Here is a 16,670-nt window from a genome sequence, read left to right on the forward strand (position 1 = left end):
GGGTAGTGTAACATGAATCGAAATCCGTGGTTTGATAATATCAAAGGATTCCTTGTCATTTTCGTAGTGATTGGCCATATGCTGACGGATTTACGGTTTGATTACGATGGAAAATTACTCGAAACGGTGTACTTGATCATTTATTCGTTTCACATGCCATTATTTATTATTTTAAGCGGCTACTTTTTCCGTGAAAACAAGTACTTGCGTGTTATTCAACTGTTTGCCGTCTATTGTGTCTGGCAAATTTTGATTGGTTCATGGGCAACGTTTGGAGAAGGATTGCCGTTGTTGTCCGGACAAAATCTCGGAACACATCTGCTACGTCCCTACTGGGCACTCTGGTATTTATTCGTCATGGTCGTCTGGTATATCGTCACACCGTATGTCGTCCATTTACGCGGTTATGTCTGGTTCGGACTCGCCTTTGCTTTATTGTACGGCTTTGAACTCGAAAACACAGGCTTTTTGGCCTTACGTAAATTGATCATGTTCTATCCATACTTCCTGCTCGGGAATTACTTGTCGGAACATGAGTTCATCCGGATTTTCGAGATGCCGAAAAACTTCAAACGGAGAATGAATGTCCGGTTAATTGGCGGACTGGCATTCGCAAGTGTCATCGGTTTCCTTCTTTATGAAGCATGGCGCGATACGCCGCAAGAAATCGTCGCTTTAGCGAATGCATTCAAACACCGCTTCCCGTATGTCGAACAGTATGACAGTGATGCTTGGATTGGAGTGTTGAAGCACAGTGTCATCTACTTCCTGTCGATTACAGCATCACTTGGATTCATGATGCTCGTTCCGATGCGTCGTCTGCCGCTCGTGACACGGGCGGGTGAGCTCAGCTTGTATGTCTACCTGCTGCATGTCTTCTTCGTCATGGCATGGCGGCAATACGTGACAACAGCCTTCGTGCCGCAAACCTGGCTCGCCTTGCTCATCGTCATCGGTGTTGCCTTGCTGATTGTCGGCGTGATTATCCATCCGTTCGTCGTCCGTCTGATGCGTCCGCTGATTGAAATCGATATCCGTCCAATCGTCGAAGAACGACAAGACCTTTCAAAAAAAGGTTAAATGCTATACAATTTAAGGTAGAGCGATTAATAGATGAAGGGCGTGGAAAGTATGTCATATAACTTAAACAATGCGGATGGTGTCGTAAACGTTTCCCAACAAGTCATTGAAGTGATTGCCGGGGTAGCAGTTCAAGAAACCGAAGGGATTGCCTTTACACAAGACGATTCGAAGTTACAGGAAAAACAGATGGTCAAACTCGTGAAGGTCGAGGATGTTGACGGTGCGATTACGGTCAGTCTTTCGGTTCATATCAAATACGGGATGTCGATCATCAAGACGGCAGGAAAAGTACAGGAACGGATTGCGCAAGATATGGAGAACATGTTGGCATTCCAACCGAAAGCCATTAACGTGCGTGTAATCGGTTTATTAAAAGGATAATCAAAAATGGACTTCTCGTCATTGACGAGAAGTCCATTTTTTTGAGGAAATCATTCCGGCAGGTACCGTAAAGACAATGAATCACTCGGATGTGCTGTGTATTCAAAGCGCAGACGGATTGCTTGTTCACTTTGCGGCGACACGGTCACCGAGGCATGCCGGGTTGCGGCGACCGCTTGACCACCAAGCAGCAACTCAAACGAGAGGAAGTCGAGTTCAAGAGACTGTCCACTCGGATTGCGAACGAGAACGATTGCCTCGACGCTCTGTTCCTGCTTGAAAATCGAGACCGGCAACAGTGACCAACCATCTGTCGGCGGGGCAGGGTGAGAGAAAGCGATTTGTCGAATCAAGCGCTGTTCCGGAGCAGTGAACGAATCATCAATCACGAGATCCGTTAACTGTTCATTCGAGAAGACGAGCTCGAGCGGAGCATCCAATGTCGACAAATCGACGAACTGCTCTTCATCTGAAAACTCGAGCCAAAGCGGTAAGGTCGCTGTCGGAAGAAGGACCGGTACTTCCTCGATCGTAAACGTCTTCCTGGCGACGAGCTGATCACCTGACAGAACGAGGACGACAAGATCATTAAGCTGAAAAGAACGCGCGAGTGTATTTTGGAACAAAGCGATCAAATGCAACGGTTCGGTTTGTAATACTTGAAAAAGATGGATGGCTAACTGATCCTGTCCAAGTTTAGGTAACTGATTAAGTGCGTATCGAAAGACGTACTCGTCTTCTTTGACGATCGGCATATCCTCGGTAAAATAAAGCGCGGGTTGAATGTCAGAATCAATCGACGGTTGCATGAAGCAGTCCTCCTTGCAAAGTAGTCTCTTCCAGACGACATAGTCCAGACACGACTTGTTTTTCAAAACTGAAGATTGCATAACGGAAATAATCCATGCCTTCCCGTTCAAAAATCCGGACAGGCTGTTCCTGACCGTAACTGCGTAAATGAATCCCTTCCTTAAGCGAGTTCATCGCTGTTAAATGACTCGTCCACTGTTCGTCCAGTGCAAGTAACATGAAACGTCGTACCGTTTCTTCATCTTCGGCAATCTGCGACGCCATTTTTTGATCGACTGAACTAATCAGCGGCTCCATTTGCTGTTTGATGGTCTCGATCGAGTCGGCCAAGGGAAGTCCGATAGATTGATGCAGCAGCTGTTCCAGTTCCGTCGTCAATAATTCAATCGGCCACTCTTCCGGAACGAGATCATCCGTCAAGTATTGATCGAGATAGGCGTGGACTGTCCGGGCAGCAAATGGCTGAACGAATTGATCAAGCGTCGTCGAATCAACGATTTGATTGCGGAGACGGTAGATGGCAAGGCGTTGTTCGCTGATGACCTCTTCAAGTTGGACGAGGTCGTCACGGACGCTGCGATTGACGGATTCACACGTTTCCTGCGCATAGGCCATCAGTTGCTGAGCTTCTTTTGTACTGATCGGACCGCTGACAGGACCGAGTTTCTTTTTGACGCGCTCTAACCGTTCACGTGCAAAGCGTCGAGGCAGTTCATCCTCAAGCGACAGGTAGAACCTGGTCAGACCGGGATCTCCTTGGCGTCCTGCCCGACCACGCAACTGGTTATCAATCCGGACGGACTCATGCCGTTCCGTACCGATGACGAACAAGCCGCCTTGTGCCTTCGCCGCATCATCAAGCAGGATATCCGTTCCGCGTCCTGCCATATTCGTCGCAATCGTCACCCGACCGTGGCGGCCGGCAGACTCGATGATCCGAATCTCTTGATCGACGGTCTTGGCATTCAAAATCTCGTAGGGAATCTGACGTTGATCAAGGACGTCGGCAACCTTTAAGGATTGTTCAATGGAAGTCGTTCCGATTAAAACGGGTTGCCCCGTCAAATGAGCCGTTTCGGTCGCTGCCGCAATAGCTGAATATTTCTCGGGACTCGTCAAGAATAGGATATCGGCTTCGTCAATCCGAATTTTAGGACGGTTCGGTGGAATTGAGACAACATCCATCCGGTAAGTCTTCAAAAATTCATCGCGAGACGTGGCAGCAGTACCGGTCATCCCGCACACGTGATGATACAAGCGGAAGTAATGCTGAATCGTGATTTGCGCCGTCGTCCGGTTTTCTTCGGTCACGCTGACGTGCTCCTTCGCCTCGAGGGCTTGATGGAGACCGTCCGATAAACTTCGTCCTTCCATCAACCGGCCGGTGAATAAGTCGACGAGCGCAATCTTGTCGTCCTTGACGATGTAATCGACATCCCTTTGGAGAACGACGTGGGCTCGAAGTGCTTGGATGACATAGTGGAACAGGACGGCGTGCTCAGCGGCAAACAGCTGATCAATCCCAAAAATTCGTTCGATCGTCTCAATTCCTTGATCCGTCAAAGCGACTGCTTTGATTTCTTCATCGAACGAATAGTCTTCGTCTTCTTTAAAGTCTTTTACGACATGACGAACCAATTGTTGTAGTCCTTCATGGACCGTATCGCGTTCCGCCATGATGAGAGGTGTTTTTGCTTCGTCAATCAAGACGCTGTCGACTTCGTCAATCAAGGCGAAGCGGAGGGGGCGTTGCAGACGATCTTCTTGTCGCATGACCAGATGGTCGCGCAGGTAATCGAAACCGAATTCCGTTCCGACTCCGTATGTAATGTCAGACGCATAGGCCTGTTGTTTTTCTTCGAATGACAGTTCGGCTGAATTGATACCGACCGTCAAACCTAGGAAACGGTGGATCTGACCGATCTGTTCCGCATCACGCCGGGCGAGGTATTCGTTGACCGTGATGACATGGACGCCTTGACCGTGCAAAGCCTGGGTGAAACTTGCAAGTGAAGCGACGAGTGTCTTTCCTTCACCGGTCGCCATTTCGGCGATTTGTCCGGAGAGAAGGGCAAGTCCACCTAGTAACTGAACATCATAATGACGAAGTCCGAGTGTCCGCTTGCTTGCTTCGCGAACAAGTGCGAAGGCGGTCACTGTAATGGCTTCAATCTTCTCGCCGGCCTGGAGACGATTTTTTAAGGATTCTGTCAAAAGCCTTAATTCTTCATCCGTTTTTTGTTCCATTTCTGCTTCTAAGCTGTTAATTAATAAAACTGTTTTTTCGTAACGACGCATTCTGCGGCTCTGTTCATCTATTAATTGTTTAACACGCTGAAACATAGTTGGTCACTCCTTCGGTTCGACTGTCAAACTCGTTTTTATTATAACAGTTAAAAATTGTAAAACGAATAGTAAAGAACGAAATAAGTAAAACATTCCCTTAGAATTGAAAACGGTTTCTTTTTGGGGAGGTCAATCATTTTTATTTGTTTTTTGATAACGCTTGCAAAGGATGAAGGGAACAGGTAAAATAATTCTTGAGGCAAGTGCAATCGTTTGCGCAAATCATTCGGTTTCTTGTCTTTCATGTACGATGGATGAAAGGATGGATGTCGAATGGCACCAACGATTGAAGCGGTCATTTTTGACTTGGACGGCGTAATTACCGATACAGCCGAGTATCATTATCTGGCTTGGAAACAACTGGGTGAGGAACTGGACATCCCGTTCGACCGGGAGTTCAATGAAACACTGAAAGGCGTCAGTCGGACCGATTCGCTGGAGCGGATTTTAACACTTGGCGGAAAGCAGGATGCTTTCACGGAACAAGAGAAGGTTGCGCTCGCAACGAAGAAGAATGACCATTACGTCACGTTGATCCAACACATCTCAGAACAGGATCTTCTGCCGGGAATCATTGCATTCCTTGATGAAATCCGTGCGACTGGGCTGAAAATCGGAATGGCGTCAGCTTCTAAAAATGCGTTGACTGTCGTTGAGGCACTTGGAGTTCGACACTATTTTGATGACATCGTCGATGCGGCAACCGTTGCCCAGTCGAAACCACACCCTGAAGTGTTTTTACGGGCAGCAGAGGCGCTTGATGTCGCACCTGAACGTTGTATCGGTGTAGAAGATGCAGCAGCAGGAATTACGGCCATTCATGCAGCGGGTATGTATGCTGTCGGAGTCGGTCCGGAAACGACGTTACATGAGGCAGACTATCGTGTCGATTCGACGGATTTGCTTTCCCTTGAGCAGATTCTAGCTAGTCGCTAATGAACATCCGCCATTCCCTGATGGCAGATGGTTTGATCTGATCAATCTCTTTTCATGTGAGTATAAAAGGACCGCTTCCCTGAGCGGTCCTTTTGTCATATAAAAAAACGCTCGTTCCGACAAACGGAAGGAGCGTTTTTACAATACTTAGAGTGTCGCGAGGATACCGTCGGCAATCGCCTGGGCGTAACGCGCCTGATAAGAAGGGTCCGCCAGTTTCGCACGATCGGACGCATTCGATAGGAAACCGAGTTCCGCCAGGACGGCCGGTGCCTGCGTACCGCGAATGACGGCATAGTTGGCAAACTGGACACCGCGGTCACGCATACCGGCGTATGCTGTCAACCGTTGCTGGATTGCCTGTGCGAGTTGAACCGAAGTCGTTCCTTTATAGTAGTAACTTTCCGCACCGGACGCACTGGCGCCATTCGAAGCATTGATGTGGATGCTGACGAACCGTGACGTCGACAAGGCATTCGCCATCGCACTCCGGTCCCCGAGTGACGGATAATAATCATTTGTGTAACGCGTCAGCGTCAGATCGACTTTTCCCTGTAGAAGACCGGCGACTTGACGCGCGACAGATAAGACGATGTCCCGTTCTGCAATCCCTGCCCGGACGGCGCCGGGATCGTAAGCACCATGTCCAGGATCGAGGACGATCAATGGACGATTAGACGGACTAGGTTGGAAGAGCGTCAAATAAGTGGCTTCGACATATCCGCGTCGGCCGTCAGGTGTTTGGACAGCAACAAAACCACGTGTCTTATGAAGACTGTTCGTCACGAGAACCGGCGTACCGCGGCCGAGACGCGTGAGTTGTCCGCTGAGGACGGAAGCGGATGCCCGTAACGCGACGGTGCTGCCGGAATCAATCAGGACGTACATCTTGACACCACTGTAATCGGCATTTCCGGCAGACGGTACAGTCGAGGGAGCTGATCCTTTTTTCAAATAGGTGCCCATGACATATCCAGTTTTCCCGCCGTAAGTGATTTTATGCCAGTTGGAACTGATGGATAGGGACTGGACGACCTGATTGCTCGGAATCGTCATCAATAAGGCACCGGATGTTGCCGGGGCACTCCGGAAGTTCAGCCGTTCAGTCGTCGTGTAGGCTGTCGACGATGCCGTCACTTTCTTTAAATAGGCACCGGAGACAAAACCGGTTTGTTTGTTATACGTCACTTTGTACCAATTGCCGTCCCGGAAACTCGACGTCAGCGTCGTCTTGACCGGAATGGTCAGGAGGCGTGCTGAAGACGTCGAAGCTTCTTGACGCAACGATAAGGCATCCGTCGTCTGGTAGTTTGTTTCTTCAAATTTCGTTCCGCTGACGACTTTCGTTAAGTATTGACCGAGCACATAACCGGTTTTGCCGCTGTGCGTGACACGGTACCATTCACCGATCCGGTAGTTGGATGTCAGAGACGTCTTCTTTGGAATCGTCGTTAATTTTTTTGAAGAAACCGAGTCAGACGAACGCAAATTCAGTAAATCTGTTGTTTGATAGGTTGTTTTCGTAAACGTTATACCAGATGCAGCCGATACTAATGAGGACGGAAAAGCGATGGTGATCAGAAGAAAAAGTACCAGGGCCGATGTTAAGGCTTTAGTTAATTTGTCCATTAAATTTCCAGTCTCCTTTTAAGTAGAATGAATACGTATAAAACCTTACATAGTCAATTAAGCATTTTTGAAATAGTTTAATTTATAATTTATCTATTCCGTTCTTGCTCCTTTCTGTTAATATGAAGTGTAGTCAAGTAATAGACAATGTGAGAAAAATATTACAGAATAATTAAATATATAATAAAATTATATATTAAAGAGGCAAAAAGTAGCGTATTTTATTTCAAAAAACATACAATTGAAACATAACTGAAATATTTATGTTTAATTTAGGAAAGTGGGTTAACAAATGGGATCGAGTGAACATATCTACCGAGAACTGATGGAAATTGAAGAGGAATACCGTCGTCTGCAACGGCGCGCTGAGTATTTAATCGCGGAATTAAGCCGGGGAACAAGCGAGTCAACAAAAGAAATCGCCGTGACACAAGAACGTCCCCTCAAACAACGCCGTGTGAACCAGCGTTACCCGCTGGAAGTGTATGTCCACCAAATCAGTGACTTAATGCGTGAACGCGAATCGATGTCGGCACGTGATATCCAAATGGAACTGGAACTCCGGTACCGTCACCAAATCAGTAACATTTATCAATTGATGGCCAAAGTGGAACAAGCGAATCCTGCGATTAAAAAAGTCGGACGCGGCATCTATACATATGATCCATCTGCAGAAGTCCCAATCTTCATGTGAGCCGCTCGTCGGCTCTTTTTTTTTATGATATAATTCGCGCAGGAGCGTGATGTTATTATGTTATGGACGGCGTCCATTGTCTGTTTTATCGCGGCCTTACTGATCACACCCGTTGTAAAACGCTTTGCGATTGCAGTCGGTGCCGTTGACAGTCCGGACGCGCGAAAGGTACACGTACGAATTATGCCGCGTTTAGGCGGACTTGCGATTTACATCGCATTCATGATCGGTTACTTTATTTTGCAACCTTCCAGTCCCTATGCGACACATATCTTGGTCGGAGGCTTTGTCGTGATTTTGACGGGAGCACTCGATGACCGTTTTCAATTAAATGCCCGTTTGAAATTAATGGGACAGATCGTCGCGGCCGTAGTCGTCTTAAATGGCGGTATCCGGATTGAGTTCATCAATCTGCCGTTCGATCAACAACTGTTTCTCGGCTGGTGGAGTGTCCCGCTGACTTTCCTGTGGGTCATCGGTATCACGAATGCCGTCAACCTGATTGACGGGCTGGATGGACTGGCGGCAGGGGTGTCGAGTATCGTCCTGCTGACGCTGATCAGTCTGGCCGTCATTCAAGGGAACGTCTACGTGACGATTGTCGCGATTCTACTCTTGATGAGTACGTTCGGATTCTTATTCCACAACTTTTATCCGGCAAAGATTTTCATGGGTGATACCGGGGCGTTATTCCTCGGGTATATGTTAGGTGTCTTGTCGTTGCTCGGCTTTAAGAACGTCACATTGTTTTCGCTCGCGGTTCCGGTCATCCTGCTCGGTATTCCGATTTCCGATACCTTGTTTGCGATTGTGCGACGGGTATTGCAAGGAAAACCACCGTTTGCGCCTGATAAAGCCCATCTTCATCACCGGTTACTCGACCTTGGATTTACGATGCGGCAAGCAGTTCTCGTCATCTACGGATTGTGTGCTGTCTTCGGGATGACGGCGGTCCTCTTTTCGCAAACGACTTCACTTGGGGCATTAGTTTCCTTGTTAATGTTATTGCTGGTACTAGATATTCTAGTCGAATCGCTTGGATTACTGGGGGAACGTTATCGACCGTTACTGAATTTGTTGGAACGTATGACATCAAAATGACCAATCAGCCGCTCAAAGGAATTTGAGCGGCTGATTTGGCGATGGGAGAGTCAAGATGAATCCGATTGAACGAGCAGACCGAATTGTCTATCTGGATGTGTTGCGGGGGTTTGCTTTATGCGGAATCCTCTTTGTCAATATGCCAAGTTTCCTTGGGGAACGCTTCACGAGTGAGATGGGAACTGCCGATCAGGTGTTACGTCTACTTTTTGACCTGTTCATCCAAACGAAATTTTACACGTTGTTCAGCGTTTTATTTGGAGCCGGCTTTATCTTATTCATCAACCGGCTACGGGTGAAGAAAAAATCACTGTGGATTTTTGTCCGCCGCTTGATGGCCTTGTTTCTGTTCGGCGTCATTCATCTGTTGTTTTGGAGAGGGGACATCTTACAGACGTATGCCCTTTGCGGCTTGATGTTGCTTGCCTTTGTCCACACACGACCGGCGACGAAATTATGGATCGGTCTCGCCTTGCAACTGTATGTCTTCTTCCGTTATCTTTCAATTTATCAATATGCCCAGTCTGTCGGGGACCGGTCGATTCCGGATCCGGATACGACCCTGCAATCCATCGTGGCGGCACGTAACGTCATGGAATTCGTCACCTATCATGCGACCGTTCAATTACCGCACGGCTTAAATAATTCTTTGGCGATTTGGCCGGAAATTCTTTCCCTGTTTTTAATCGGGGCTTACTTAATGGAACGGTTCACGATCCGTCCGCCGGCGACCCGGACAATCGGTCTCGTGTTCGGTGTCAGTCTGCTGTTTTCGTTACCGTTGCTTTATCCAATCGTTCAGATTCATCAAGGACGTGTCCCGGATGGACTGATCAATTACTTTTTTGTCTGGCTCTCGGGCCGCACACTCGCTGTCGCATATGCGGCGGGGGTGGCCTTACTTGTCCGGTCAGGGCATCCGCTAATCGGGTTTCAAGTGTTGGGGCGGATGGCCTTGACGAATTACCTCACGCACACGCTTGTGTTTACACTGGTGCTGTTCGTGACCGGACGATACGGGTCGATTCCGCTCTGGCAAGGTACTTTGCTGGTCATCGTCATATTAGTCGTGCAAATCCTGTTCTCAAGCTGGTACTTGAAGCGGTATCGTCAAGGTCCTGTAGAGACTTTTTGGAGAACTGTCACATATGGCGGGAAAAAATCACGAAACACCTGAATGGTCACAGGAAATTTACAAATTTTTCGTATAATTTACCGTGGAGGTGGTGATATGAACAGATGGATCGAAATTTTTATCGTGTCCTTGAAGCTCGGATTAACATCATTTGGCGGACCCGTTGCCCATTTAGGGTACTTTTACGAGGAATACGTTAAGCGAAGGAAATGGGTGGATGAGAAGGCATATGCCGATCTCGTCGCCCTTTGTCAATTCTTGCCCGGACCGGCTTCGAGTCAGGTCGGGATGGGGATTGGCCTAGTGCGGGGAGGCATCGTCGGTGCGTTCGTCTCATTCATCGGCTTTACGTTACCATCAAGTGTTTTGCTGATCCTGTTCGCAGTGCTCGCGACCGAATTCGATTTGACGGAAGCAGGTTTCATCCATGGTTTGAAACTGGTTGCGGTCGCAATCGTCGCTGACGCCGTTCTCGGTATGGGAACCAAACTTGCGGTCGGGCCGAAACGGTTATTTTTAATGTTGCTGGCGTTGGCCGGTGTCTTGTTGCTCGCTCACCCGCTCGCGCAAGTCGGTGTCCTGTTGCTCGCGGCCGTACTCGGATTATGGCTGTTCAAGGAGGATGAACCAAAAAGCGGAGGGGGGCTGGATATCCGTGTCCCGAAATGGCTCAGTGTCAGTGCTTTGATGCTGTTCGTAGTGCTGCTCATCTTGACACCGTTCCTGGCTACGAATGCGATGGGAAATCTTCAACTGACGAGTATCATGTACAGTGCCGGTGCACTGGTGTTCGGCGGCGGACATGTCGTGTTGCCGTTTTTACAACAGTCCCTGGTGCCGGGCTTTTTGACAAATGATAGTTTTCTGGCTGGATATGCGGCAGCGCAAGCCGTTCCGGGACCACTCTTTACCTTCGCGACGTATCTTGGAACAGTCGTGAACGGACTGATGGGCGGGATTCTTGCGACTCTCGCGATTTTCCTGCCCGGTTTCCTGCTCGTCCTCGGTGTGCTACCATTTTGGGACCGTGTCCGTAGCAACAAACAGGTCGGACGAATGTTGATTGGTATCAATGCAGCGGTCGTCGGCATTCTGCTTGCTGCCTTATATGATCCGATCTTCACATCAAGTGTCAAAACAGGAATCGACTTTTTGGTCGCTTTCGGACTGTTCTGTTTGCTTCGCTTCTATCATCAGTCACCACTTCGTATCGTCCTCACCGGTGCTGCTATTGGAACGATCATGAGTTGGATTTGAAGCACGACCAAACAAATGGATTGTAAATGGCATGTAAAAAACGAACGCTTTTTCTGTTTAAAACAGGAAGGCGTTCGTTTTTTTGATTAGAATGAATTGTTGAAACAATACCCCGGTGAGTGGACCTTCAACCACGTTGAAGCGTTACGAGGACAATCGCGTCAAGGCTGACTTGGTCGATCTGTCGAAATCCGAATTGATGATACAAAGCGATTGCAGGTAGATTATCCGCGGCGGTAGAGACGAAGTGGAGCCGGTGTTTCGTCAAGGTGTGTCGGAGCAACTGTTTAGCGATCCCTTGACGAAAATGTTCCGGTGCGACCACTAAGCGTGTAATCGTCTCCTGTTCGATCGTCAAAGCGCCAACCAGTCGTTCGTCAAAATGCATGACGTAGCCGATCGGCTGCTCCTGAAACAATTCTGCTTCCGTCTGAAGAAGCGGTGGAAGTGAAGTCGCGCCGATTAAATCCGCCTCGACCCGGTAAGCCTGTTGTTGGAGCCGATAAAGTTCGGGATAATCAGTTGCCACCAGTCGTCGAATCATCGATAACCTCCGGTGTAGATGTTGATTCATCCGCTGTATCAGGCAAGTTCAACTGTTCTTTCAACATCGTTTTCGCATCGGCGAGGGAACTTGGATCGAGCTGATAATAGTAGGCACCGTTGATTTTGGTATCCGTTCCTTTTAAATCAATCCGGTTGACGGTGTTCAAAGATTTGACGAACGGTTGTAATTGAAAGGCTTCCGTCAGTGACATGTTCGTCGTGAAATTATCACCCGTCGCATCCATCAATTTATTCAGCTTTGTAATGGATCCAAAGGATGTCGATTGATCGATGATGGCCTGGACGACCTGTTGCTGTCGTTTTGTCCGTCCGATATCACCTTCCGGATCCTCATAACGCATCCGGGCGTAGGCAAGAGCTTCCTCACCGTTTAACCGTTGAAGACCGGGCTCGAGCTTGACGCCGCCCTTTTTATCGGAAGAGTTTAACGTATTGATCGGTAATTTGACATCGACTTCAATGCCGCCGACGGCATCGACAATTGCGACGACACCATTAAAATTGATGGAACCGTAATAATCAATCGGAATATCAAGCAACTTTTCGACGGTCTCAATCGTTGAATCAATGCCGCCGAACGCATAGGAATGGTTGATTTTATCTTCGTACCCGACAGATGGGATCATGACGAGGGAATCACGAGGAATACTCAGCAAATTGACTTGTTTATCCGTTTTATTGAACGTTGCGACAATCATCGTATCGGCACGGGAGGACGTATCACCTGGGCGTTCATCCGTTCCGACGAGGAGGACGGAAAAATGATCTTTCGTTAAGTCGACGGCAGCAGCCCGCTTATCTGATTTATCACCACGCGACAGTTCGACTTCTGATTGTTTGGCCGTTTGAAACGTTTTATTGGCGACATAGGCAAATGCAGCACCTCCGGCGATGAATACGACCAGAAAAACGGTGACGAACACTTTAAACCACGACCGCTTTGGTTTTGGTTTGGTAGAACGGGATCGTTTGGAATCATCCACGGTTCATTACTCCTTACTTTACTGAATTATTAAAAAACTTTTAAATTCTTTACAATCAGTATAGCAGGTCAAGGTTGAATGTCACGTTCGACATAGCGGGAATGGGTTTTCTCGAGCAGAGCCTGGCCGTTCGTCAAATTCGTCATCCACTCGAGGAAGGTGGGGACAACTGTCTCCTCGACCCAGACATCGATTTTGACATGATCGAGATAATGAATCTGATCGATGATATGTTCGGTTGCCCGTAATTCATTTTCAAGCTTTCCGAGCCAGGTGTAGTCGACCGTGATTTCCACTAAATCGTGGGCAATCCGTTCGACGATGCCGACAGCGTTCAAGCCTTCCGAGACACTGGAGCCGTACGCGCGGATCAATCCGCCGCCGCCGAGTTTGATGCCGCCGAAGTAACGGGTCACGACGACGACGGTATTCCGGAGATTCCGTTTCTTTAAGACTTCAAGCATCGGGACGCCTGCCGTTCCGCTGGGTTCGCCGTCATCGTTTGCTTTTTGAATCTCATTTCGCTCGCCGATGACGTAGGCGGAACAATTATGATTGGCATCCGAATGTTTTTTTTTGAGGTCCGCAATGAAGCGCTGTGCCTCTTCTTCCGAGGTGGCACGCGCCAAATATGTAATAAATCGTGACTTTTGGATAATGATTTCATGGAAACCGTTTTCTTTTACTGTATAATAATTAAATAATGTCATAATCAAAAATGTCCTCCTCGTTAACTAGTTCTTTCTAGCATAACGACGATTCGAGAGAGAGACAACCGTGGGGACTGGCAAGGAACGGAGGGAGTAGTATGACGAATGAGATGGGGGAGCGACTGTCCTTGAATGATATCGTACAGAACATCATTGGTGTCGTAGAAGAAAGCCGGGAAGAAATCGTCCGGATTACGGAAAGTTCACGGGAACAGTATGCTGAAATCCAGCAGGAGTTACGGGAACTGAAGACACGCGTTCACGACTATATTAAAGAAGCTGAACGGCTAGAACGACATATTAAGGATTCGAAAGCGCGACTCGTCATCGTGAGCAAGAACTTCGACAACTACTCAGAACAAGACATCCGGACTGCTTATGAGACAGCCAACGCACTCCAACTCGAATCGTTCATCAATCAGCGCGATGAGATGAACTGCCGGAAGCGCCGGGACGAACTCGAACGCCGTTTGATTCAACTGGATGAAACGATTGAACGCGCCGACATGCTGATCAGCCGGGTTTCGGTCGTGCTGAACTTCTTGACGGACGATATGCAGGTCATGAACGAAAAGTACGAAAAAGCGATGCAAAAACAGGAGATGGGCTTAAAAGTATTTCAGTCGGCAGAAAATGAACGGCGCCGCTTATCCCGCGACATGCATGACGGTCCTGCGCAGACACTTGCTCACGTTTTGATTCGGGCCGATTTAATAGAAAAGATCCACCAGCACAATGGCGCAGAAGCAGCCTTTGAAGAAATCCACCGCCTGCGGAAATTGATCCGCGATGGATTAGCCGACATTCGACGTATCATCTATGATTTACGTCCGATGACACTCGATGATCTCGGGTTCGTCCCGACACTCGAACGTTATTTACGACATATGCAGGAAATTTCCAACATCCCGATCCACTTTAATTACCTCGGGGGCGGCGAACGGATTGAATCCACCTATGAAGTCGCTGTCTTCCGAATTGTCCAGGAAGCGGTCCAAAATGCAGTTAAGCATTCCAAAGCAGGGGACATTCGTATTATCATAGAACAGTATCAACATTCTGTTCGGATCCATGTCAAGGATAACGGGATTGGATTTGATTTTGATTCGATCGTCGAATCGTGTGATGAGTCATTTGGACTGATCGGGATGCGGGAACGGATTGAATTGATAGATGGTGAGTTTGAGATTGAGACACAGCCAGGTAAAGGGACAGTCATCAAGGTAAGGATTCCGGTTGAGGAATCCGGAGTGAGAGGAGAAACACTGTGAATAACGAGCAAGTAAAAGTAGTCATCATCGACGATCATCAGTTATTCCGGGAAGGCGTCAAACGGATTCTTGATTTCGAAGAAGAGTTCGTCGTCGTCGCGGAGGGCGAGAGTGGAGCAGACGTGATTCCACTCGTTGAAGCGCATCAGCCAGATATCGTCTTAATGGATATAAATATGCCGAAAGTCAATGGCGTCGAAGCGACGAAACGTCTGATGGAAGTCCATCCGGAAGTCCGGGTCATCATTTTGTCGATTCACGATGACGAGACATATGTCATGCACGCGCTTGGTGCAGGGGCAGTCGGTTATCTCTTAAAAGAGATGGCGACGGATGAACTGGTCAATGCCATCCGGTCTGTGTACCGGGAAGGCGGATACGTCCACCCGAAAGTCACACCGAACTTGTTACAGGAGTACCGTCGTCTGATGAAGATGAAGCAGACGATGTCTTCGCAACCGATTGAAAAACGTGTCGCCGAAGCACCGTTACATGTGTTGACACGCCGGGAATGTGAAGTCTTACAGCTGCTCGCGGACGGCTTCTCGAACCGGGCGATCAGCGATACGTTGTTCATCAGTGAGAAGACCGTTAAAAACCATGTATCCTCCATTTTACGTAAGATGAATGTGCCCGATCGAACCGGCGCTGTCGTCGAAGCGATTCGCCGCGGCTGGGTCGTCGTCGTTTAACATCAGGACGGAAGCCGATTCGGCTCCGTCTTTCTTTTTTTTAGACTTCAACCTGTGATATGATAAAAAACGATTGTGACCTGTCAGAATACCTTATGTCACGACGGAACTCTTAAAAGCGAGGAAATTCACGAATGAGCCAGATTGTGATTTTAACGGATAGTACTGCCTATCTGCCAACTACCTATTGTGAAGAAAACAATGTCCATGTTGCACCGCTTAGTGTCATCTTCGACGGAGATGCGTATCGTGAAGGACTCGATATTTCCGTACCTGATTTTTATCAACGTATTCAGACGGGGAGTTTACCGACGACCTCACAGCCGAACATCGGCGATCTCGTTGATTCGTTTGAGCAACTTCCGCAGGGGACGGACATCATCGGCATCACGTTATCAAGTGGAATCAGCGGGACATACCAGGCCTTACATACGATCAACATGATGGTCGAACACGTCCAGGTCCATCCGATTGATTCACGGATTTCCTGTATGCCGCAAGCCTTTTTAGTCAAGGAAGCGGTTCGGATGCGTGACGCAGGCGCGACAGCGCTTGAAATCGTCGCCCGTCTCGAAGCGTTAAAAGAAGTCATCCGCGCGTATTTCGTAGTCGATGACCTGGAACATCTGCAACGCGGCGGACGTCTCAGCATGACGCAAGCGGTCGTCGGTTCGTTCCTGAAAATCAAACCGGTTCTTCATTTCGTCGACGGAAAGATTGTACCATTTGAAAAAATCCGGACGTTTAAACGCGCGGTCAAACGGATTGAAGAAATGATGGAAGAAACGATCCGCGGAACGGGTGCCGGTTATGTCATCGGCGTCATTCACGCAGAAGACTCGTCCAAAGCGGAAGCGGAAATTGCCGTCTTGCAAGAACGATTCCCGGACGCCCGGATTGAGATGAGTGTGTTTGGTCCGGTCATCGGGACCCACTTAGGACCCGGTGCGATCGGCATCACCTGGTATCAAGAAGCGTAAGCCTGTGCTGTCCGCAGGACAAACACGAAACAACGGCGTATCTGCGAAAGCAGGTACGCTTTTTTCGTTCCAATATCCCGAATTAGCGCTTACGA

Annotated in this window: 16 protein-coding genes; 10 read left to right on the plus strand and 6 right to left on the minus strand. The window is 48.4% G+C overall.

Annotated features, from left to right (window positions below; genetic code table 11):
• The first annotated feature begins 12 nt into the window (after positions 1–12).
• Positions 13–1,080 carry an acyltransferase family protein gene (locus P402_RS0103905; protein ID WP_026827511.1) on the plus strand — a complete coding sequence of 356 codons (1,068 nt, stop codon included), beginning with the start codon at positions 13–15 and terminating at the stop codon, positions 1,078–1,080.
• 51 nt (positions 1,081–1,131) lie between these two features.
• Positions 1,132–1,464 (plus strand): Asp23/Gls24 family envelope stress response protein, encoded by a 333-nt coding sequence (locus P402_RS0103910; protein ID WP_235188816.1) that lies wholly within the window; start codon positions 1,132–1,134, stop codon positions 1,462–1,464.
• A gap of 50 nt (positions 1,465–1,514) precedes the next feature.
• Here the strand turns inward: P402_RS0103910 and P402_RS0103915 are convergent, their stop codons facing one another.
• The gene (locus P402_RS0103915; protein WP_026827513.1) at positions 1,515–2,273 is read right to left on the minus strand and encodes an SLAP domain-containing protein; all 759 of its coding nucleotides are present in this window, start codon (positions 2,271–2,273) and stop codon (positions 1,515–1,517) included.
• Entirely contained in the window at positions 2,257–4,617 is a 2,361-nt protein-coding gene (gene secA2, locus P402_RS0103920; RefSeq protein ID WP_026827514.1) for an accessory Sec system translocase SecA2, read from the minus strand. Before secA2 ends, P402_RS0103915 begins: the two co-directional genes overlap by 17 nt.
• A 276-nt stretch (positions 4,618–4,893) precedes the next feature.
• On the opposite strand from secA2, the gene pgmB reads away from it, so the two are divergent.
• The gene (gene pgmB / locus P402_RS0103925; RefSeq protein WP_026827515.1) at positions 4,894–5,556 is read left to right on the plus strand and encodes a beta-phosphoglucomutase; all 663 of its coding nucleotides are present in this window, start codon (positions 4,894–4,896) and stop codon (positions 5,554–5,556) included.
• 147 nt (positions 5,557–5,703) lie between these two features.
• On the opposite strand, the gene P402_RS0103930 is transcribed toward pgmB, so the two are convergent.
• Positions 5,704–7,185 carry an N-acetylmuramoyl-L-alanine amidase gene (locus tag P402_RS0103930; RefSeq protein WP_026827516.1) on the minus strand — a complete coding sequence of 494 codons (1,482 nt, stop codon included), beginning with the start codon at positions 7,183–7,185 and terminating at the stop codon, positions 5,704–5,706.
• A 325-nt stretch (positions 7,186–7,510) separates the two neighbouring features.
• Between P402_RS0103930 and P402_RS0103935 the strand changes: the two genes are divergently transcribed.
• The 4 genes from P402_RS0103935 to chrA are packed head-to-tail and all read left to right on the plus strand — an operon-like array spanning position 7,511 to position 11,372.
• Positions 7,511–7,879: a Rok-like winged helix domain-containing protein gene (locus tag P402_RS0103935; RefSeq protein ID WP_235188817.1), complete on the plus strand. Its 369-nt coding sequence runs from the start codon at positions 7,511–7,513 to the stop codon at positions 7,877–7,879.
• A gap of 57 nt (positions 7,880–7,936) precedes the next feature.
• Positions 7,937–8,980 carry a glycosyltransferase family 4 protein gene (locus P402_RS0103940; protein WP_026827518.1) on the plus strand — a complete coding sequence of 348 codons (1,044 nt, stop codon included), beginning with the start codon at positions 7,937–7,939 and terminating at the stop codon, positions 8,978–8,980.
• A 55-nt stretch (positions 8,981–9,035) separates the two neighbouring features.
• Positions 9,036–10,157: a DUF418 domain-containing protein gene (locus P402_RS0103945; protein WP_026827519.1), complete on the plus strand. Its 1,122-nt coding sequence runs from the start codon at positions 9,036–9,038 to the stop codon at positions 10,155–10,157.
• 54 nt (positions 10,158–10,211) lie between these two features.
• Positions 10,212–11,372: a chromate efflux transporter gene (gene chrA / locus P402_RS0103950; protein WP_026827520.1), complete on the plus strand. Its 1,161-nt coding sequence runs from the start codon at positions 10,212–10,214 to the stop codon at positions 11,370–11,372.
• A 127-nt stretch (positions 11,373–11,499) separates the two neighbouring features.
• On the opposite strand, the gene P402_RS0103955 is transcribed toward chrA, so the two are convergent.
• The 3 genes from P402_RS0103955 to P402_RS0103965 all read right to left on the minus strand — a co-directional run bounded on the left by P402_RS0103955 (position 11,500) and on the right by P402_RS0103965 (position 13,632).
• Entirely contained in the window at positions 11,500–11,916 is a 417-nt protein-coding gene (locus tag P402_RS0103955; RefSeq protein WP_026827521.1) for a GNAT family N-acetyltransferase, read from the minus strand.
• The gene (locus P402_RS0103960; RefSeq protein ID WP_026827522.1) at positions 11,891–12,922 is read right to left on the minus strand and encodes an LCP family protein; all 1,032 of its coding nucleotides are present in this window, start codon (positions 12,920–12,922) and stop codon (positions 11,891–11,893) included. Before P402_RS0103960 ends, P402_RS0103955 begins: the two co-directional genes overlap by 26 nt.
• A 68-nt stretch (positions 12,923–12,990) precedes the next feature.
• Positions 12,991–13,632: a YigZ family protein gene (locus tag P402_RS0103965; RefSeq protein WP_026827523.1), complete on the minus strand. Its 642-nt coding sequence runs from the start codon at positions 13,630–13,632 to the stop codon at positions 12,991–12,993.
• A gap of 98 nt (positions 13,633–13,730) precedes the next feature.
• Between P402_RS0103965 and P402_RS0103970 the strand changes: the two genes are divergently transcribed.
• The 3 genes from P402_RS0103970 to P402_RS0103980 all read left to right on the plus strand — a co-directional run bounded on the left by P402_RS0103970 (position 13,731) and on the right by P402_RS0103980 (position 16,575).
• The gene (locus tag P402_RS0103970) at positions 13,731–14,903 is read left to right on the plus strand and encodes a sensor histidine kinase (protein WP_026827524.1); all 1,173 of its coding nucleotides are present in this window, start codon (positions 13,731–13,733) and stop codon (positions 14,901–14,903) included.
• Complete coding sequence (locus P402_RS0103975; protein WP_012371334.1) at positions 14,900–15,595, plus strand: response regulator; 696 nt, start codon at positions 14,900–14,902, stop codon at positions 15,593–15,595. The genes P402_RS0103970 and P402_RS0103975 overlap by 4 nt, the downstream gene beginning before the upstream one ends.
• 134 nt (positions 15,596–15,729) lie before the next feature.
• On the plus strand, positions 15,730–16,575 hold the full coding sequence (locus P402_RS0103980) for a DegV family protein (RefSeq protein ID WP_026827525.1): 846 nt from the start codon (positions 15,730–15,732) through the stop codon (positions 16,573–16,575).
• Positions 16,576–16,670: the final 95 nt, after the last annotated feature.

It is taken from the genome of Exiguobacterium sibiricum 7-3 (genome assembly GCF_000620865.1).
Classification (GTDB): Bacteria; Bacillota; Bacilli; order Exiguobacteriales; family Exiguobacteriaceae; genus Exiguobacterium_A; species Exiguobacterium_A sibiricum_A.